Origin of the sequence: Algibacter sp. R77976 (assembly GCF_044594645.1) — a bacterium.
Classification (GTDB): domain Bacteria; phylum Bacteroidota; class Bacteroidia; order Flavobacteriales; family Flavobacteriaceae; genus Algibacter_B.
This window is the reverse complement of the sequence record NZ_CP138989.1, coordinates 1,406,332-1,426,303: the sequence shown is the minus strand read 5'-3', so window position 1 is coordinate 1,426,303 and position 19,972 is coordinate 1,406,332. Positions and strand designations below refer to the sequence as shown.

General features: G+C 33.8%; 13 protein-coding genes and 1 tRNA gene. 6 read left to right on the top strand and 8 right to left on the bottom strand.

Annotated elements, in window-relative coordinates:
* Window positions 1-137 precede the first annotated feature (137 nt).
* The 6 genes from SJY43_RS06145 to dnaE form a co-directional block, all read right to left on the bottom strand.
* Window positions 138-4,337, bottom strand: a complete 4,200-nt coding sequence (locus tag SJY43_RS06145) for a PAS domain S-box protein (protein WP_396602967.1) — start codon at window positions 4,335-4,337, stop codon at window positions 138-140.
* Between the two features lie 399 nt (window positions 4,338-4,736).
* Window positions 4,737-4,810, bottom strand: a tRNA-Asp gene (locus tag SJY43_RS06140).
* Window positions 4,811-4,900: 90 nt separating this feature from the next.
* Entirely contained in the window at window positions 4,901-5,830 is a 930-nt protein-coding gene (locus tag SJY43_RS06135) for a DUF58 domain-containing protein (protein ID WP_396602966.1), read from the bottom strand.
* Window positions 5,831-6,003: 173 nt separating this feature from the next.
* Window positions 6,004-6,546, bottom strand: a complete 543-nt coding sequence (locus SJY43_RS06130) for a ClpP family protease (protein ID WP_396602965.1) — start codon at window positions 6,544-6,546, stop codon at window positions 6,004-6,006.
* Between the two features lie 131 nt (window positions 6,547-6,677).
* A complete protein-coding gene (gene trxA / locus SJY43_RS06125) occupies window positions 6,678-6,983 on the bottom strand; it encodes a thioredoxin (protein WP_396603395.1) in 306 nt (101 codons plus the stop codon).
* 243 nt (window positions 6,984-7,226) lie between these two features.
* Window positions 7,227-11,612 carry a DNA polymerase III subunit alpha gene (dnaE, locus tag SJY43_RS06120; RefSeq protein WP_396602964.1) on the bottom strand — a complete coding sequence of 1,462 codons (4,386 nt, stop codon included), beginning with the start codon at window positions 11,610-11,612 and terminating at the stop codon, window positions 7,227-7,229.
* A gap of 158 nt (window positions 11,613-11,770) precedes the next feature.
* Here dnaE and SJY43_RS06115 point away from each other — a divergent pair, with 158 nt between their 5' ends.
* From SJY43_RS06115 to SJY43_RS06095, 5 genes are all read left to right on the top strand, one after another.
* On the top strand, window positions 11,771-12,832 hold the full coding sequence (locus SJY43_RS06115; RefSeq protein WP_396602963.1) for a lactonase family protein: 1,062 nt from the start codon (window positions 11,771-11,773) through the stop codon (window positions 12,830-12,832).
* Between the two features lie 95 nt (window positions 12,833-12,927).
* Window positions 12,928-13,440, top strand: a complete 513-nt coding sequence (locus SJY43_RS06110; RefSeq protein WP_396602962.1) for a 30S ribosomal protein S16 — start codon at window positions 12,928-12,930, stop codon at window positions 13,438-13,440.
* 173 nt (window positions 13,441-13,613) lie between these two features.
* Window positions 13,614-14,138, top strand: coding sequence for a ribosome maturation factor RimM (gene rimM / locus SJY43_RS06105; RefSeq protein ID WP_396602961.1), 525 nt, complete (start codon window positions 13,614-13,616; stop codon window positions 14,136-14,138).
* A gap of 42 nt (window positions 14,139-14,180) precedes the next feature.
* Complete coding sequence (locus tag SJY43_RS06100) at window positions 14,181-14,531, top strand: four helix bundle protein (RefSeq protein ID WP_396602960.1); 351 nt, start codon at window positions 14,181-14,183, stop codon at window positions 14,529-14,531.
* A 37-nt stretch (window positions 14,532-14,568) separates the two neighbouring features.
* Window positions 14,569-15,291: a tRNA1(Val) (adenine(37)-N6)-methyltransferase gene (locus tag SJY43_RS06095; RefSeq protein ID WP_396602959.1), complete on the top strand. Its 723-nt coding sequence runs from the start codon at window positions 14,569-14,571 to the stop codon at window positions 15,289-15,291.
* A gap of 20 nt (window positions 15,292-15,311) precedes the next feature.
* Here the strand turns inward: SJY43_RS06095 and SJY43_RS06090 are convergent, their stop codons facing one another.
* Complete coding sequence (locus SJY43_RS06090) at window positions 15,312-15,773, bottom strand: DUF6702 family protein (protein ID WP_396602958.1); 462 nt, start codon at window positions 15,771-15,773, stop codon at window positions 15,312-15,314.
* Window positions 15,770-18,373: a sulfatase-like hydrolase/transferase gene (locus tag SJY43_RS06085; protein WP_396602957.1), complete on the bottom strand. Its 2,604-nt coding sequence runs from the start codon at window positions 18,371-18,373 to the stop codon at window positions 15,770-15,772. The genes SJY43_RS06090 and SJY43_RS06085 overlap by 4 nt, the downstream gene beginning before the upstream one ends.
* Window positions 18,374-18,647: 274 nt before the next feature.
* On the opposite strand from SJY43_RS06085, the gene SJY43_RS06080 reads away from it, so the two are divergent.
* Complete coding sequence (locus tag SJY43_RS06080) at window positions 18,648-19,826, top strand: acyl-CoA dehydrogenase family protein (protein WP_396602956.1); 1,179 nt, start codon at window positions 18,648-18,650, stop codon at window positions 19,824-19,826.
* Window positions 19,827-19,972: the final 146 nt, after the last annotated feature.

Sequence of the window (19,972 nt, the reverse complement as noted above, 5' to 3'; positions counted from 1 at the left end):
TTCCTTTATTGAAAAACCACTAGGCCTCTAAATATTACATGTTTTATAGTCATAAAAACTATAGTTTGTCGCAAATAGGCTTAAGATCACAGAAAATACAACCATTTAATAAATGATTAACCTTATTAATTCCTCTATTATTTTATTGGCAAAGTAAATGAAAAACAGCTCCCCTTATCTTTCTTGCTTTCTACTTTAATTTCTCCTCCTAACTTTTCAATTAAGTTTTTACTAATTGCCAAACCAAGCCCCGTACCTTCATGACTGCGATTTAAACCGCCTTCTATTTGTACAAATGGTTCAAACAATTTATTAATATGCTTTTTGCTAATCCCAATACCTTGATCGATAACTTTTGTAACAACAAAGTCTTTAATCACTTCTACCTTTACTAATACTACTCCTTTATTTGAAAATTTAATTGCATTTGACAACAAATTAATTAAAACCTGCTCAACTCTCCGTTCATCACTATTTAAAGTAATATCCTCTTCTGCAATTTCAAAATTAATATCGAGTCCTTTTTTAGAAGCCTGAGGTAATAAAAATTCTATTGTTTTTTCTAAGGTTCTTAAATAATTAAAAGGATAAAAAGAAACTTTTAATTTACCTGCTTCAATTTTAGAAATATCTAAAACATCGTTAATTAAACCTAATAAATGTTGGCTGCTATTCTTGACCATTCCTAGTTGTTTCTTTTGCTCTTCATTTAATGGCCCGACAAATTCTTTTAAAAGAACACCAGTAAACCCAATTATAGAGTTCATTGGAGTTCTTAATTCATGCGACATGGTTGCCAAAAAGGCAGATTTCATTAAATCGGCAGATTGCGCTTTCACTTTTTCCTTCTCTAACTCTGAAGTTCTTATCTCCACTAAATTCTCAAGGTTATTCCTATATTTCTCTAGCTCTAATTCAACTTTTACTCTATCAGAAATATCAATTACTGCAAAAAGACCGTGAGGCTTCCCAGATATTTCAAGAGGTTCGACTGATACTAATAGACTTAATTTTTTTCCACTTACTAAAGTTCTACTAATTGTTTCATTACTTAAAAACCCATTTTCAATAAATTTTAAATGCAACTTATTTTTTTGTTTGTAATAAGCATCATCATGAATCTCTACTTTAGCCTCTTCGAATGTTTTTCCAATTAAATGTTCTTTTGTTGTTTCTAGCATTTTAGCCATAGTTTCATTAACCTCTACTCTCACCTGATCTTCATTAACAATTGAAAAACCAATAATGTTGGACTGAAACACTTTAGACAACTTAGCTTCACTTTCTCTTATTTTTTGCTCTGAATCTATACGTTCTGTAACATCTTGAACAAGCGAAAAGATAGTTTCAATTTGCCCATCTTCAGAGAGTAAAACAGAATTATACCACTCGCCATAAATAACTTGATTTGCTTTTGTATTATTTCGATTAATTGTACTCGTACTTTTTACAGCCCCTCTCATTAGGTCTTCACAAATAAGAGACACAGACTCTGCTTCTTCTTTATAAACCAAATTTAATTCGCTAAAATGTTTTCCTACCGCTTCGCTTTCCTCCCAACCAAATATATTTGTTGCTTGAACAGACCAATTACGAATTATTAAATTCTTATCCCATTCAATCACCGCTAGTGGCGAGTTATTTAAATGTGTTGTAAGGCGTTGATGCGCCCTTCTTATTTCCTCATTTGCTCTCTTGAAATCTGTTAAATCCCTTACTACTCCAATTATAAATTTATTTCCAGTATTATCAATAAATCGGGTTTTCTTAACAGAAAAAGATCGGGATTCATCTTTATTTTGATTTATTGTCACTTCTTTTATGACTTCAATTCCAGAATCAATTACCTGTCTATCTAAAATTAAAAAATCTTCATTTTTATTTTGCGATACTTTCCCTATTAAATTTCTACCTAAAATCTCCACTCTTTCCATACCAAAAGTTGAACAAAAAGCATTATTTGCAAGAACCACTCTATTCTGAGCATCTTTTACATACACAGGGTCACCAATATTATTAATAATACTTTCTAGATATTTTTCACTTTCTCTAACTTGTTCTTCTGCCTTTTTTCGTTCCGTAATATCTATACATGTGCCTATGTAACCATATAACTCATTCTTTGCATCATACAAGCCTTCAGATTTTACAGAAAGCCAAGTTGTTTTATCGTTTTTTTTGTTATAAAACCTTAAATCTATATTATATTCTTTGCCATTATTAACAAATTCTCTCCACGCCTTTATAACGTGGTTTTTATCGTCTCGATGTAATCCATCAGACCAACCAAACCCCATAGCTTCGTTAAAAGAAAGACCTGTATGTTCCATCCATTGATTATTAACAAAATTGCACGAACCTTCAATATCTGTTTTAAATATACCTACTGGTGCGTTAGAAGTTAATCCTCTAAATAATAATTCGCTTTCAATTAACTTTTCTTCTGCTTTTTTTCTTTCTGTTATATCTATTGCCATACCGATATAACCGTTTAAATTATTTTGAGCATCATAGGTCCCTACAGTTCTAACAGACACCCATATCGTTTTTTTATTTTTATGCTGAAACCTAAACTCTGTTTCAAGCTCAATATTACTTGTTAAAATATGTTGTTCCCACTCTTCAGAAATTCTTTCACTATCATCTGGGTGGATAGCGGTAGCCCAACCGTAACCCATAGCTTCTTCAAATGATATTCCTGCATATTTAGTCCATTTATCATTTACGTAATTACAACTACCGTCTAAATTGGTTTGAAATATTCCTGCTGGAGCTTGAGAAGTTAAACGCCTGAATAGCGTTTCACTATTAACTAAATCTTCTTCTATTTTTTTACGTTCTGTGATATCTAAACACATGCCCAAATAGCCATACAACTCGTTATTTGCATCATACAAACCTACTGCTTTAATAGACATCCATGTTACTACTCCTGCCTTACTTACAAACCTTGAATCTAATATCATATCCTTTTTTACGGAGTAGGCTTCTCTCCACTCAAAAAGAACTCTATCATGATCATCAGGATGTATTGCATTAGACCAACCTAAACCCATTGCCTCATTAAAAGATAGCCCGGAATATTTAAGCCATTCGTCGTTAACAAAATTACAAGCACCATCTTTATCGGTTTGAAAAATACCAACCGGAGCATTTGAGGTTAATTCTCTAAACTTTAATTCACTTTTTATTAAATTTTCTTCCGCTACTTTTCGCTCTGTTATATCTGTAAAATAAACAGCCAGCCCTTCAGAAGACGGATACACTCTACTTTCTATCCATTTATCAGAAGATTCATAATATGCTTCAAAAGATTGTGTTTTTTGAGTCTCATAAGCTTTATTATATGCACTATAGAAAGTTGTACCAACATTTTCTGGAAATTCGGTCCAAATATGTTTTCCTAATAAGCTTTTTGCCGACCTGCCAACAAACTCCGCCGCTTTTTCATTTACATATGTATAACACCAATTGGCATCTAAAGTCACAAAACCATCAGAAATAAAATTCAATGAAGTTTCTAATTGAGACGTTAACTTTTGTTCGACTCGTAGTTTTTCAATTTTAAGCTCTTCGTATCTTTTTTTATACTTTATTATAGAAAAGATATCTCTATTTTGACTTGCAATAAATGATGTTGATTTTGTTCTTTCTTTTTCGAATAATTTTAAATATAAATAAAGTATTGTCGCGTAAACAAGAGCAGCAATTGACTTACCTATAAGATGGCTAATTAATGATTTTGCAAATATTGGCGTTCCAAAAAACACAAGAAAATTAAAAGCAAATGCATCAAAAATTAGTGTAACAAAAAGTGATAATGTGATAATTAAAAAAAAAGATATTTTTTTAATTTTTGAGTATAAATATTGGTATAAAATAATCATTAAAAAAAAGTCTATTAATAATAAAGCGGTACCTATTAAAAAGTATTTTGAGCTTATTTTATTAATAAAACGAATGTCTGTCGCAGAATTATTTATTTGATTAATTATTAACTCCTGAAAATAATTGATTTCAGAAATTAAAGTTATAATTACATTTGATATAATGATTCCTAGAATTAACGCTCTTGCACTAGCAACCCCTTCTTTAATATAAATTAACAGTACCGCAAATAAAACACAGCTAAATAAAATTATAAAACCTGGATAAATTTCATAAATTCCATAAAACTCGAAAATAAACGGCTTCCCGGAATTAGCTAACAAATATTGCATAGAACCCAAAATTAGATATAGCGGTGCTAAACCTAATTTATCTCTATATTTAAACAATACAAGAACACTTGTAGATATAAGTAAAAACTCAATAAAAATGGTAATAAACAAACTCATACAATTTCTATTTGCGTGAATAAATAAACAATTTAACCATGTACCAAATCAACGCTACTTTAACGATCAATCTCTTTATGCATAATAGTTAATATAAATAAATGATTACAAATAGAGTATAAGGTACGATATTACCTCAAAATATCAATAGTTAAATTAATCCTTCTAATAAAAAATAATGTTAAATTAATATTACACCAATACTTAAAATGAAGAAAATTAGCCTTAAAACAAAAAAGCATCCCTATCTTCTTCACAGAAAAAAGGAAAGCTTTCCATTGGAATACCAAATCGCTTCGGTATAACTACATCCCGAATTCACTTCGAGATCAACACAACGTCGTTATAATTACCCAAAAAAGCCCTAATTTCTCAGAGCTTTCTTTTTGCAATTTTTTGCGGTCTGGACGGGACTCGAACCCGCGACCTTCGCCGTGACAGGGCGACATTCTAACCAACTGAACTACCAGACCGTTGCATTATTGCGAGTGCAAAGATAAACGCCTTTTTCTATTTCCCAAACCTTTTTAAATCTTTTTTTCCTTTTTTATTGAAAAAATTCATCAAGCAAATTTTTGACGTTCTATCATGTAGGTTGTGAGGATGTTATTAAAATTTTTATTAATATCTGCCTCTACATATTTTATTTTGTATTGCGCACATTTTAAGCGTAAGGCTTCAAAATACGCATCTACTGTTTTATTATAACTTTCTTTTATAGAATCTGCATACAAGTTAATATACTCGCCAGTCTCTACATCTATAAAACGTTTTGGTTTATTATCAAAATCGAAATTCAACTCTTTCGCTTTATCAAACACATGAAATAGAACCACTTCGTGCTTATTATATTTTAAATGCCTTAACGCTTCAAACAACCTAACATCATCTTCAGAAGTTTGAAACATATCAGTAAACAAAAAAATCAAAGATCTCCTGTGTACCTTTTCAGCAATCTCATGTAAATACTTATAAGTCTCTGTTTGTTTATTTTGAGGTTTCGAAATAACAGCCTTACTTAAATGATTCAATAACATTTGATGGTGCCGCTCACTACCCTTCTCTGGCGCATAGTAATCATAGTTATCGCTATAAATACTTAAACCTACAGCATCACGTTGTTTTTTTAATATATGCATTAAAGAAGCTGCTGCCAAAGCAGAAAACCCAACTTTATTTAAACTATCAATAGAAAACGTATCTAGCTTCGGGTAATGCATGGAACTACTATTGTCTAAAATAATATGACAACGCAAATTCGTTTCATCATCATAACGCTTTGTGTAAAGCTTATCTGTTTTAGCAAATAGTTTCCAATCTATATGGCGCGTACTTTCACCTTGATTATAAATTTTATGCTCGGCAAACTCAGCCGAAAACCCATGAAACGGACTTTTATGCATTCCAGAAATAAACCCCTCAACCACTTGTTTTGCAAGTAGCTCAAGATTTTTAAAACCCTCTGCTTTATTAAGTTCCGATTGTATATTCATAGGCCCCTCTTAATCTCCCCAAAGGAGAGAAGTAATTGCCCCACCTAACCTCCCCATGGGGGAGGAATAACTCATGCGGCATATCTATTCTTTAAAATTTATTTATAATTCTATTTTTTTTACACTAGAGTAAGAGTCCCTCCCCCATGGGGAGGTTAGGTGGGGCTTTCCTTTTATATCACCCCATCAACAATACCATAAGCCACAGACTCCTGTGCACCCATCCAATGGTCGCGGTTAAAATCTTTCATAACCTTTTCAAAAGTTTGCCCGCAATTATCCGCTAATATTTGTGCACTTAACTCTTTAGTTATTATAATTTCTTTGGCTGTAATTTCAATATCACTCGCTTGCCCTCGTGCTCCTCCACTTGGTTGGTGAATCATAACGCGCGCATGTGTTTGTATAAAACGTTTCCCTTTTGCTCCTGCAGAAAGTATAAGCGATCCCATAGAGGCAGCAAATCCCGTACAAACGGTAGATACTTGACTATTTAAAGATTTTATACAATCGTAAATAGCAAAACCAGAAGTTACATAACCACCAGGACTATTAATATAAAGTGTAATATCATAATTCCCCAAAGCATCTAAATACATTAATCGGTCTATTACATGCTTTGCAGAATCATCATCAACCTTACCCCATAAAAACACTTTACGTTGCTCAATAAACTTGCTATCAATAGCGTCTTGAATTTTTTTATGTTCACTCATATATTTTATTTAAATGTTTTTGTTGTAAACTTTAATAACAGATTCACTATTATTAAATTATAATTTGCATCTAAAATAAAAAAAGGTTCACCATTACGGCAAACCTTTTTAATATTCTTTTTATTTAATGACTATAAAAGACCATCAATAGCTTCTGTATAAGCATTTTTAGGTGCTACTCCAACTTGACGACCAACTACCTCACCGTTTTGAAAAACCAAAACTGTAGGTATGTTACGCACACCATATTTAGCAGCAAACTCTTGGTTGGCATCAACATCTACCTTACCAACAACAGCTTTACCGTCATATTCCTCACTAATTTGTTCAATAATTGGTCCAACCATTCTACATGGTCCACACCAAGCAGCCCAAAAATCAACCAATACTGGTTTGTCACTCTTTAATACCGTTTCTTCAAACGTTGCATCTGTTATTCTCTAATGCCATAATATTTATATTTTAATATGTTCCTAATTCGTTTTAACAACACAAATTTAGTCAAAAAAAACTCGAAAGCTTACAAACCAACAATTTGTTTTGCCTATGATGTTATTAGCTGGGTTTATTTTAATTTTTTGGGCGCAACCACAAGGGTCGGGCTATCCGTTACAAGTCCTCGCTCCTCCTTCGTCGGGCTGTGGGCTATCCACTTCTATCCCTTGCGCGGGCAAAACGTTTTAATTCAACTTAAACTTAACTTGCTGTGCTTCCAACTCATTTAAAAGTTCTTGACATACCTTAACCTTCTGCCTTCTGCTAGACATGCTTAGTTTTATCTTCTCCTTCATATCATATACCAAAAAATTCAAGGCCTGATTTCCCGGATGCATATGTAATAACTCTTTTAAAGCTATTATTTTTTGTTCGTCTAAATCTTTAATATCAACTTGAATAGATAGTTTTTTAGCATAGTTTTCCATAACATCATGCAATAACTGAAAACTATTAAACTGCAATCTAGGATCACTTTTCTTACCTGTATCTTTATTTACCCAACCTTCACGAATAAACGCCTTAACAAACACAAAGCTATTTTGCAGCAAGAAGTGTCTAAACTTTAAATACTCTTCGCCAAAAATTCTAAACTCAAAACTATCAGTATAATCTTCAATTGTAAAAAGCGCCCAACCTTTACCTTGTTTGCTTACACGATGTTGCACATCGGTTACTACACCTCCAAACACCAACTCTCTATTTACGTAAGGTTCAAGCGTATTAAACATACCAACGGTGCCGTTACAAAAGGTTTTCATTTCGGTTTTAAAATCATCTAAAGGGTGTCCAGAAATATAAACACCAACAACTTCGCGCTCTTTACTCAGTTTTTCCATGGTTCCCCATTCCTCACACGGTGGCACTTCGGGTTCGGAAAATTGCACGTTACTTTGCTCGCCAAACATATCTATTTGAGCAGAGTTTTCATTCTCCTTATATTTTTGAGCGAACTTAATGGCTTTCTCTAAAAAGGTGATGCCGTCGCCATCATCATGAAAATACTGCGCACGATGCACACCATCTAACCCATCAAAACCACCTGCTAAAGCTAGGTTTTCGAAAGCTCTTTTATTAGCTGCTCTTAAATCGATGCGCTTTGCAAAATCGAAAATTGATTTATAAGCACCGTCTTCTTTTCTGTTTTCAACAATCGTCATAACCGCACCATGACCAACTCCTTTTATAGCGCCCATACCAAAACGAACTGCATTATCTTTATTTACCGAAAACTTGTAAAACGACTCGTTAACATCAGGACCAAGAACATCTAATTTCATACGTTTACATTCTTCCATAAAAAATGTAACCTGTTTAATATCGTTCATGTTATTCGACAATACTGCGGCCATATATTCTGCAGGATAATGTGCTTTTAAATAAGCCGTTTGATAGGCAATCCACGCATAACACGTAGAGTGCGATTTATTAAAGGCATAACTTGCAAAGGCTTCCCAATCTTTCCAAACTTTTTCTAGAATTTTGGCATCATGACCTTTTGCACTTGCTTGCTCAATAAACTTAGGTTTCATTTTATCAAGTACAGCAATTTGCTTTTTACCCATCGCCTTACGCAGTACATCGGCTTCACCTTTTGTAAAATCGGCTAAACTTTGGGACAGCAACATTACCTGCTCTTGGTACACCGTAATACCATAAGTTTCCTTTAGGTATTCTTCCATGGCAGGTAAATCGTATTCTATCTCTTCATCGCCATGCTTTCTTCTTACGAAACTTGGAATATATTCCATAGGCCCAGGTCTGTACAAGGCATTCATGGCAATTAAATCTTCAAACACCGTAGGTTTTAAATCGCGAAGGTGTTTCTGCATTCCGGGAGATTCATACTGGAATACACCAACGGTTTCACCTCGTTGGAATAACGCATACGTTTCTTCATCGTCGAGCGGAAAACTTTCTGGATCAAGTAAAATATCATGCTTCGCTTTTACAATTTTAACAGTATCTTTAATTAAGGTTAAGGTTTTTAACCCCAAGAAATCCATTTTCAACAACCCAGCATCTTCCACCACCGAGTTATCAAACTGGGTAACATATAAATCGGAATCTTTCGCTAAGGCAACAGGCACGAATTTGGTAATATCGTCTGGCGTAATAATTACACCACAAGCATGAATTCCTGTATTCCTAACCGAACCTTCAAGCGTTCTTGCTAAGTTTAGAGTTTCTGCTTGTAAATCGCTTCCATCAGCAATGTTTAGCAGCTCATTAATTTTTTCTAAATCTTCAGCTCTAAATTTCTTTCCTAATTCCTTTTCATCTAACCCAAAAATCTTTCCGAGTTTAGACATGGTCGGAATTAATTTTGCAATTCTATCGGCATCAAATAATGGTAAATCTAAAACTCGTGCTGTATCTCGAATAGATGACTTTGCAGCCATCGTACCATAAGTAATAATTTGCGCTACTTGGCTACTTCCGTACTTTTCGATTACGTAATCCATAACACGACTTCTGCCTTCATCATCAAAATCGATATCAATATCGGGCATACTTACACGATCTGGATTTAAGAAACGCTCAAAAAGCAAATCGTACTTCAAAGGGTCAATATTGGTAATCCATAAGCAATAGGCTGCCACCGATCCTGCTGCCGATCCACGGCCTGGACCAACCGAAACATCCATTTTTCTGGCTTCTCGAATAAAATCTTCAACAATCAAGAAATACCCAGGATAGCCTGTGTTCTCAATAACGCTTAACTCAAAATCTAAACGTTCTACAACTTCTTCCGATAATTCCTCACCGTATCGTTTTTTAGCACCTTCATAAACCAAATGTTTCAAAAATGCGTTTTCACCGCGTTTTCCACCATCGGCTTCATCCTCTTCATGTCTAAATTCATCTGGGATATCGAACGCAGGTAATAATACATCACGTGCTAATTGAAAGGCTTCAATTTTATCGACTACTTCTTGCACATTTATAATAGCTTCAGGTACATCCTGAAACAATTTTTTCATGGCATCGGCAGACTTAAAATAGTATTCTTGATTTGGTAATCCGTATCTATATCCTCGGCCACGACCAATTGGAGTGGCTTGTTTTTCACCATCTTTTACACATAATAAAATATCATGAGCATTGGCATCTTCTTGTTTTCTGTAATACGTATTGTTTGATGCAATTAACTTAACATCGTGTTTTTTCGCAAGTTTTATTAAAGTTGGATTAACGCGGTTTTCATCTTCTTGATTGTGTCGCATAAGCTCGACATACAAATCATCACCAAAAACTTCTTTCCACCAAAGCAAAGCTTCTTCTGCTTGATTTTCACCAACGTTTAATACTTTACTTGGCACTTCACCATATAAATTCCCCGTAAGTACAATTAAATCTTCTTTGTACTCCTCAATTAATTTTTTATCAATTCTTGGCAAATAATAAAACCCATTTACAAAGGCATGAGACGATAATTTCGCCAAATTATGATACCCATTTTTATTCTTAGCAATAAGAACAATTTGGTAACCATTGTCTTTTCTAGTTTTATCTAAATGGTCTTCACAAACAAAAAACTCACAACCTACAATAGGCTTTATAGGCTTTACATCTGTAGTTGCTCCTTGCTCTTCAGCTTCAGCTATTTTAGCCTTTACGCCTTTATTATGTTTGTTTACAGCATTTACAAAGTGAAATGCTCCCATCATATTGGCATGATCTGTTAAAGCTACCGCTTGCATATTATAATCGCCGGCAGCAGAAACAATATCACTAACACTCATGGTAGATTGTAATACCGAGAATTGCGAATGGTTATGCAAGTGCACAAACTCAACATCTGCTAATTCTGAAGCATTCTTTTTTATATCTTGAGAAGACACACCAGATTCCGCTTTTTGCAGTCTTGCTTGTATTTTAGCACTTTCCTTTTTTAAATTGATGTGCTTTAACCCTATAAGCTGAACGGTATCGGGATTTTCTTTTTTGAAATTCTCAAAATAATCTGGTTCTACATCTAACTGTTCTTTTGTGTATTCTCCCAAACGAATGAGCTCTAAAAAACAACGGGTTGTTGCTTCCACATCGGCAGTTGCATTATGCGCTTCAGAAAACGGTACATTAAATAAATGCTCGTGTAATTCGGTAAGTGTTGGTAATTTAAACTTACCGTAACGCCCACCAGGAATTTCACATAGTTTTGCTGTATGTTCGGTACAAGTGTCTAAAACGGGAAGCTCTTGCAGCGGGTTTTCAACATCTTCACGAACAAATTCGGCTCCCATAATGTTTAAATCGAACTTGACGTTTTGCCCAACAACAAACTTAGTTTTACCTAAAGCTTCATTAAATTTTTCTAAAACCTCTGCTAATGGCACACCTTGTTCTTGAGCCAAATCGGTAGAAATACCATGAATTTTTTCAGCATCATATGGAATATTGAATCCTTCTGGCTTAACTAAATAGTCTTGACTTTCCACACAGTTACCCATACCGTCGTGCAGTTGCCATGCAATCTGAATACACCTTGGCCAGTTATCTGTATCTGTAATTGGTGCATCCCAACGCTTTGGTAATCCGGTAGTTTCTGTATCGAAAATTAAGTACATTTCTTCAGTTTATTGTTGATTTGTGTATTCGAGAAATAACGAATAACGAGCATATAAAAATACATAGAATTTGTGTTTTTTTAATGTGTAGTTATTAAGAGTTGTAAACAAAAAACAATATAAAAAATGTATTTTTGAAATCATCTAATTTAGGTCTTATGAAAAACAAACTATTTTTTTTGCTTTTATCAGTAACGCTTTTAAACTGTAAATCCAATTATACTTCTCTATACATAGGTACATACACAAAAGGAGAAAGCGAAGGTATTTACAAACTAGATTTCAATACCAAAACAGGGACGCTAAGTAACTTACAACTTAGCATTGCTATAGATAACCCCTCATTTCTAACCTATTCGCCAAATAAAAAATATTTATATTCCACAAACGGAACGGGTACTGGTTTTTTATCATCTTATAAAATAAATGACGATAGCAGCCTTACTCTTATAAACCGCGTAAGCAGTGAAGGCAAAGGCCCTTGCCACATATCTATTAACGACGCAGGCACTAAAATAGCTACCTCTAATTATGGTGGTGGTACTATTTCAATTTATCCAGTAAATACAGATGGTAGTTTAAAAGAAGCATCGCAAGTTTTTAATCATAATACAAAAGACGAAACATCGCATGTTCATTCCGCCCAATTTTTTAAGGACGACTTATTTGTTGCAGATTTAGGCAGAAATGCCATATACCAATATGTACAAAAGAATAATACATACCATTTAAAAACTGACGCGATTATTGAAACTTCAGGCAATCCTGGCCCAAGACATTTTTCTCTAACTAAAAACGGGAAATACATTTATGTTATTAATGAATATGGTGCCTCAATAACATCGATAAAAAGAACTGAAGACATGTTCTCACAAATTGATGAAGACGGCACTTTAGAGCCAACTTTTAAGGATTTTAATAAATGTGCAGATATTCATTTATCAAAAGACGAACGCTTTCTTTATGGATCTAATAGAGGAGAAAACACCATTGCTGTTTTTAAAAGAAACACCAATACTGGTGAAATTGATAGAATACAAAATATATCTGTACATGGTGATTGGCCAAGAAACTTCACACTAGACCCAACTGGGAAATTTCTTCTTGTAGCCAATAAAAATAGCCAAAATATTGCTGTTTTTAGTATTAACAAAGCTACCGGAAAACTATCGTTTTTACACGACTTTAAAACCCCTGAACCTGTTTGTTTATTGTTCTAAAATTCAATCAAAAAAAGCTGTTTCAATTAAAAATTTATAGTATCTTTGCGCCCTTATTAATAACCGAGGTCGTGAACCTCAAATAATTAATTATTATGCCAGTAAAAATTAGATTACAAAGACACGGTAAAAAAGGAAAACCTTATTACTGGATCGTAGCAGCTGATGCACGTTCAAAAAGAGATGGTAAATACCTAGAAAAATTAGGTGCTTACAATCCAAACACAAACCCAGCAACTGTTGAATTAAACGTTGATGGTGCTGTACAATGGTTACAGAATGGTGCACAACCAACTGATACTGCTAAGACATTATTGTCTTACAAAGGCGCAATGCTAAAAAACCACTTAGCTGGTGGTGTTAGAAAAGGCGCTTTAACTGAAGAGCAAGCAGAAGCTAAATTTACTGCTTGGTTAGAAGAAAAAGAAGCTAAAATTCAAGCGAAAGCTGATGGTTTATCGACTGCTGAAGCAAAAGCGAAAGCTGATGCCCTAGCTGCTGAAAAAGCTGTTAACGAAGCAAGAATTGCTGCAGCTGCTCCTGTTGTAGAAGAGGAAGCAACTGAAGAAGCTCCTGCTGAAGCTGAAGCTTCAAACGAAGAAGAATAAAAAAATAATTTTTTATACTTTTAAACTCCGATAGCAATATCGGAGTTTTTTATTTAATCAAACTTCTATTAGGTTTGATTAAATAATTCCCATGAAAATGGGAATCTCATTAATATTTAGTTAAATTTAAAATAGATTTCCGTCTTCACGGAAATAAAAAAAAGAGCTTTTCTATGAAAAAAGAAGATTGTTTTTTCTTAGGTAAAATTGTAAAAAAATACAGTTTTAAAGGTGAAATATTAGCCAAATTAGACACCGATCAACCTGATATTTACGAAAACCTAGATGCCATTTTTCTAGAATTAAGAAACAACCTTGTACCTTTTTTTATTGAAAGCTCGCAATTACATAAATCTGAATTACTTCGTATTAAATTTGAAGATGTAGATACAGAAGCTGATGCTGATGCTATTATGAAAAGCGGTTTATACCTGCCTCTAGATTTATTACCTAAACTTGAAGGCAATAAATTTTATTTCCATGAAGTTATTGGTTTTACCATAACAGATAAAAACTTTGGAGATGTTGGTGTTTTAAAAACTATAAACGACTCAACAGCACAATCACTTTTTGAAATTGATAGAGATGGTATTGAAATTTTAATACCAATGAACGATGAGTTTATTATTAAAGTAGATAGAGACAACAAAACTATTCTTGTTGAAACTCCAGAAGGTTTGATTGATTTATATCTATAAAAATGCCAAATTAAAAAGTACCAAATCCCAAGAAATCATATTATGGAACATAAGAAAGTTTATGATTTAGAGGAAAGAACCTATCTATTTGCAAAAAACATTAGGCTTTTAATTCAAAAACTTCCAACAACCATATCAAATATTGAAGACGGGAAACAACTAGTGCGTTCATCTGGCTCAGTTGCTGCAAATTATATTGAAGCTAATGAAAAACTTGGTGTTAAAGATTTTAAATTCAGATTAAAAATAGCAAGAAAAGAAGCTAAAGAATCTTTACTTTGGATTAAGCTCTTAAACGATTTAAACCCGAAATTTGAAGATGATTTAAAAACACTCTCAAAGGAAGCTGAAGAATTACGTAAAATTTTATCTGCAATTATTAATAAGTCCTAAATTATTGGATTTTGGAATTTTTAAAATTGGTGCTTATATGAAACCATTTAAATTTAAAGAGTTTACAGTAAACCAAGACCAATGCGCCATGAAAATTGGCACAGATGGGGTTTTATTAGGTGCTTGGACATTTATCGAAAATCGTCCGTTTTCTATATTAGATATTGGTGCAGGTACGGGCATTTTGTCTTTAATGCTTGCGCAACGAAGTACTGCCGAACTTATTGACGCTATTGAGATTGATGATAACGCCTACGAACAATGTGTTGATAATTTTGAGCAATCCTATTGGGGAGACAGATTGTTTTGCTACCATGCTTCATTAGAAGATTTTGCTAAAGAACTAGAAGATGAAGACGATACATATGATTTAATAATCTGCAATCCGCCTTTTTATTCTGAAGATTACAAAACCGACGATACACAAAGAGACTTAGCGCGTTTTCAAGACGCTATGCCTTTTGAACATTTAATTGAAAGTACGTCTAAATTACTTTCAAAAGAACTTGGAAAATTCTCGGTTGTTATTCCTTTTAAAGAAGAAACTAATTTTATAGAAATAGCTTCTAAATTCAAACTTTATCCGAATAGAATTTTACACGTAAAAGGCAACCCAACTTCAGGAATAAAACGAAGTTTAATAGAATTCTCTTTCCGCGAAAGCGATATTAGAACGAATACTTTAATTATCGAAACAGAAAGACATCAATACACCGAAGACTATATCAATTTAACTAAGGATTTTTATTTAAAAATGTAGATAAAACTTTAGAATTAGGGCTAAAATGCAACTTCTAGTTCTTGCCTGTTTTTATCCATTTTAAAATCTTTAAATTCTTTATTTACATCAATCTTGATAACATTAATATGGTTATGGACATCTATTAAGAACGCGTTTTTTATTTTAATAGATTTGATACTTTGCATTGGTGCTTTAGATAAAAAACAAACCACTTTTGTATGGTGATGCCCATAAGGTTTTATGCTTAACACTATGGGCAAAATGGTTGCACCATCAATTTCCCAGTTGGTTGTTGCATTTAAATATTCTAAAAAAACAGCTTTAGAAATGGTTTGGCTTTCTAGGTTATTAGTTTTTTTGAAGCTATCAGTATCAAAATCGATTTCAAGCATTAATACATGACCTTTTTCTATAATATTAAAAGTGGCTTTAACTGAATCGTGAACCACATAAGTGCTCAAATTAAAAAGCACTAAAAAAGACAGGATTAAAAATCTCATTTCACAATAATTTTAAATGTTCCTATTTTATTTTCATCTTTCGAAATAGTTAAAAGATACATGCCTGATGGTCCAATATTCGTAAATTCCAAAACCCCAAGACCTTCACTAGAACTTAGTAATTGCCCTGATACGGTATACAAATTAGCTTTATAAGCATAAGTATTTGTTGATATTACAGAAAAACTACCATCGTTAGGATTACTATTAATATAATAACCTGTTTGTTCTAAATCGACTGTTAGTTTACTTAAGGTGTTTCCGCAACTTTCATCTACCTCAGTATTAGGATTATCTGTAGCTAAAGGGTTTATATTAGCATTGGTATCATCACAATCATAAGCACTTACAAACCCATCGTTATCATTATCTACATCGGTGCTTAATGATGGAGAACTACTAGCAAAATCATCACTAAAATTCCCTTTCATACATCTTGAAATCTGAGGAAACTCTTCTGTAATTACATAATAATATTCAAAAGTTTGTTCGCCATTGCTTATTGTGTTTATAGTAACACCAGCTTCAATACCGTTACATTCATCTAAATCACCTTTACCGGCTATGTATTCAAAATCATTGGTATATTTCCCAGAATACGCTCCACAAGGCGCCTCAACACCATCACCTGGCCTTAAACCACTTTTAAGTTGAAAACTAGGCGTTAACTCTTTAATGTTATTATCTTTATCTGGTCCGAATTTATATAAAATTGGAAATCCGTCAGATGCCCAACCTACATGTAAAGGTTCTTCAGGAATTGTGTTAGTTGTAGAGATTCCCGGTTCAATAGTTTCAACAAATTCAAACATATTACCATGATAATGATAACCTGTGTTAGGGTTAACATGAGCAGAAGCACAATCTAAACCTACAAAATCGCGACCATCACCAACGTTGGTTGTGGGTTCGAAAACCCAATCCCAATTATACTCGCCTGTGTTTTCATCTACAAAAATAAAAGGAGTTGCAGGAGCAGGCATCATATACACCCCATTTATTCCAATACCAAAAAAGTTAAGCGGTCTTCCATTAGCTCTTGATAGACTTGTAACCACATTAGACAATTCTGGATTTAAATCAAAACGATAATCTCTATAATAAGGTTCTGGAACTCTAGGAGACACGTAACAAAAATCATGGTTTGGGTAGTTATTAGAATACACCACTCTTTGATCTTCTTCAATAAATTCATAATAGACACTTGGGCTTGAAGGTGTACCACAGCAATCTATATAATCTGCTGATAACACATCTGTAACTCCACAAGTATTATCGCAATCGTCAATTACGGTTTCATTTCCATTTTGAATACCATCATTACACGACCAATCTGTTCTAAATACTTGAGCCGCTTCTTCAAGCATCTCTTGTATATTTTGTTGTTGGGTTGTAAGTGTACCTAATAATAGATCGTTTTCTTCTTTTAAATCATCTACAATATTATAAAACTCTTGATTTCCATTTTCATCTTCAATAAGTTTATAGGTAGCATCTCTAGTTGCCCAAGATTGAACTCCACCACTTTCATAATCAATATAATTTACTTCTCTCGGAATTTGATTTTCGAATGCTAATGCTGGTTTAAGACTAAAGCTATTAAAAGTCCCTCCTAACACCTCTACTCCTGCAAGTTCTAATATGGTTGCATGTATATCTGTTACTTGTGTTAAACTTTCTTCAACTGCGTTAACTCTTTCTACAGACTTACCCGAAATAATCATTGGCACTCTAACACCACCTTCATATAGTGAAGATTTCACATGCCCATTGGGAAAATATTCATTTGCCCGACCCGGAGTTCCATTATCTCCGATAAAAATAATAACGGTATTTTCAAGCGTTTCACTATCCATACTGTTAAGAAGCCTACTTGTTTCGTAGTCTATATTTTCTATCATTGACAAATAGGTCGTTCTATCATCAACGGGATTCGTTGTATATGTATTTGCTGGTGGCACTTGGAAAGGAATATGCGGTGCAGCATGAGCTAACCATAAAAACCAGGGTTGAGTTTGATTACCTACCCAAGATATAGCGCTATCTGTTATATGCGTGGTGTAATATTCTTCCACCTGCTCTTCATTTCCTTCATTATTTACTTTTGTCCAGCTGTAATAATCGTCTACTTGAGAAGTAAATAACCCTTCATAATAAGGCGCCCCTGAATCTGCCGGATGACCGTAATCGTTAGGATCGTTACCTCCAATGTGCCATTTACCAATAGCGGCCATACTATAATCTGCATCGCTACTTTCTTCAATCTTAGAAAATACTGAAGCATGGCTTGTTTCAAGTACTTGTGGAGGTCTCATAACACCCGTTTTAACACCATATTTTCCACTCATAATTGCAGCCCGCGAAGGCGTACATTGTGGTGCGGCCCAACAATTTGTGAAAGCCAATCCGTTTTCACGTAAGGTATTTAATGTTGGAGTAACTGGTAAATCACCTTCAATTCCAAAACCTGGCGTAGAATCAATTCCCATATCATCTGCAATGATTAGTAAAATATTAGGTCTATTATTTTGCGCTAAAAGACTTTGAACACCAATTAATGCTATTAAACAGACAAAAATAGTTTTAAAAATAGTTTTCATTTTTTTAGACTTAATATTAACTAATAGTTAGAAAGATAGGTATTATTTAAGTTAGACCAGAAAAACCCACTTGGGTTTAATGTTACATTTCAGATTTAATTGAAATATGTTTAAACGAACCAAAATACTTAAACTATTAAACCACAAAACAAGGATAAATAAAGATTTCCTTTTGAAAATATAACATCATGAAGAAAGATTCTTTAAATTTGAGATAATACCTTAAGACACTATCTTGATTTATTAATAATTCTTATTTAAAAATTTAAGCAGAATGAAAATAGACTTATTCGAAGCTCCTGATTATTACAATTTAGATGAGTTATTAACTGAAGAGCACAAACTAGTTAGGAATGCAGCGCGAGAATGGGTTAAACGTGATGTATCACCAATTATTGAAGCGTATGCTCAAAAAGCAAAATTCCCAAAGCAAATTATTGGAGGCCTAGCTGAAATTGGTGCTTTTGGGCCTTATATCCCAATGGAATATGGAGGCGCTGGGTTAGATCAAATTAGTTATGGTTTAATTATGCAAGAGATAGAACGTGGTGATTCTGGGGTGCGCTCTACAGCTTCAGTACAATCTTCTTTAGTAATGTACCCCATTTGGAAATACGGTAATGAAGCACAGCGACAAAAATATTTACCCAAACTTGCTAGTGGTGAATGGATGGGCTGCTTTGGTTTAACAGAACCAGACCATGGTAGCAACCCAAGCGACATGGTTACCTCCTTTAAAGATAAAGGCGATCATTATTTATTAAACGGCGCTAAAATGTGGATTAGTAATGCGCCATTTGCTCAAGTTGCTGTAGTTTGGGCAAAAGATGAAAGTGGCCGCATTCACGGACTTATATTAGAACGCGGTATGAAAGGGTTCTCAACACCCGAAACACATAATAAATGGTCGCTTCGTGCATCAGCTACTGGTGAACTTACTTTTGATAATGTAAAAGTGCCAAAAGCAAATTTATTACCTAATAAATCTGGTTTAGGCGCCCCACTTGGATGCTTAGACTCTGCCCGCTATGGAATTGCCTGGGGCGCTATTGGAGCGGCAATGGATTGTTATGACACGGCCCTACGCTACAGCAAGGAGCGCATGCAGTTTGGAAAACCTATTGGACAATTTCAACTCCAACAAAAAAAGCTTGCCGAAATGATTACCGAAATTACAAAAGCACAACTTTTAGCATGGCGCTTGGGAGTTATGCGCGAAAATGGTACCGCTAGCTCTGCACAAATATCTATGGCAAAACGTAATAATGTAGATATGGCACTAAAAATAGCTCGCGACTCAAGACAAATTTTAGGTGGTATGGGAATAAGTGGTGAATACTCTATAATGAGACACATGATGAACCTAGAAAGCGTAGTAACTTATGAAGGAACACACGACATACATTTATTAATTACTGGTCTAGATATTACAGGTTTGAATGCTTTTAAATAAAGCTTTTTTATTTTATATTTATAACTAACAAATCACTACATCGTTTTAGTGGAAATATAACAATAACATGACTTTTGACATGTTTTTTATATTTTTCAAGTAATAAATTTGCGTAAATATTCGTAAGGTTTACGAGCAAAAATCAA

What these genes read in the sequence shown, in the direction of transcription:
- SJY43_RS06095 (WP_396602959.1), top strand. Translation starts at nt 14,569, where the DNA reads ATGAAACCATTTAAATTTAAAGAGTTTACAGTAAACCAAGACCAATGC.
- SJY43_RS06130 (WP_396602965.1), bottom strand. Translation starts at nt 6,546, where the DNA reads ATGAGTGAACATAAAAAAATTCAAGACGCTATTGATAGCAAGTTTATT.
- SJY43_RS06110 (WP_396602962.1), top strand. Translation starts at nt 12,928, where the DNA reads ATGCCAGTAAAAATTAGATTACAAAGACACGGTAAAAAAGGAAAACCT.
- rimM (WP_396602961.1), top strand. Translation starts at nt 13,614, where the DNA reads ATGAAAAAAGAAGATTGTTTTTTCTTAGGTAAAATTGTAAAAAAATAC.
- SJY43_RS06100 (WP_396602960.1), top strand. Translation starts at nt 14,181, where the DNA reads ATGGAACATAAGAAAGTTTATGATTTAGAGGAAAGAACCTATCTATTT.
- SJY43_RS06115 (WP_396602963.1), top strand. Translation starts at nt 11,771, where the DNA reads ATGAAAAACAAACTATTTTTTTTGCTTTTATCAGTAACGCTTTTAAAC.
- dnaE (WP_396602964.1), bottom strand. Translation starts at nt 11,612, where the DNA reads ATGTACTTAATTTTCGATACAGAAACTACCGGATTACCAAAGCGTTGG.
- SJY43_RS06145 (WP_396602967.1), bottom strand. Translation starts at nt 4,337, where the DNA reads ATGAGTTTGTTTATTACCATTTTTATTGAGTTTTTACTTATATCTACA.
- SJY43_RS06090 (WP_396602958.1), bottom strand. Translation starts at nt 15,773, where the DNA reads ATGAGATTTTTAATCCTGTCTTTTTTAGTGCTTTTTAATTTGAGCACT.
- SJY43_RS06085 (WP_396602957.1), bottom strand. Translation starts at nt 18,373, where the DNA reads ATGAAAACTATTTTTAAAACTATTTTTGTCTGTTTAATAGCATTAATT.
- SJY43_RS06135 (WP_396602966.1), bottom strand. Translation starts at nt 5,830, where the DNA reads ATGAATATACAATCGGAACTTAATAAAGCAGAGGGTTTTAAAAATCTT.
- SJY43_RS06080 (WP_396602956.1), top strand. Translation starts at nt 18,648, where the DNA reads ATGAAAATAGACTTATTCGAAGCTCCTGATTATTACAATTTAGATGAG.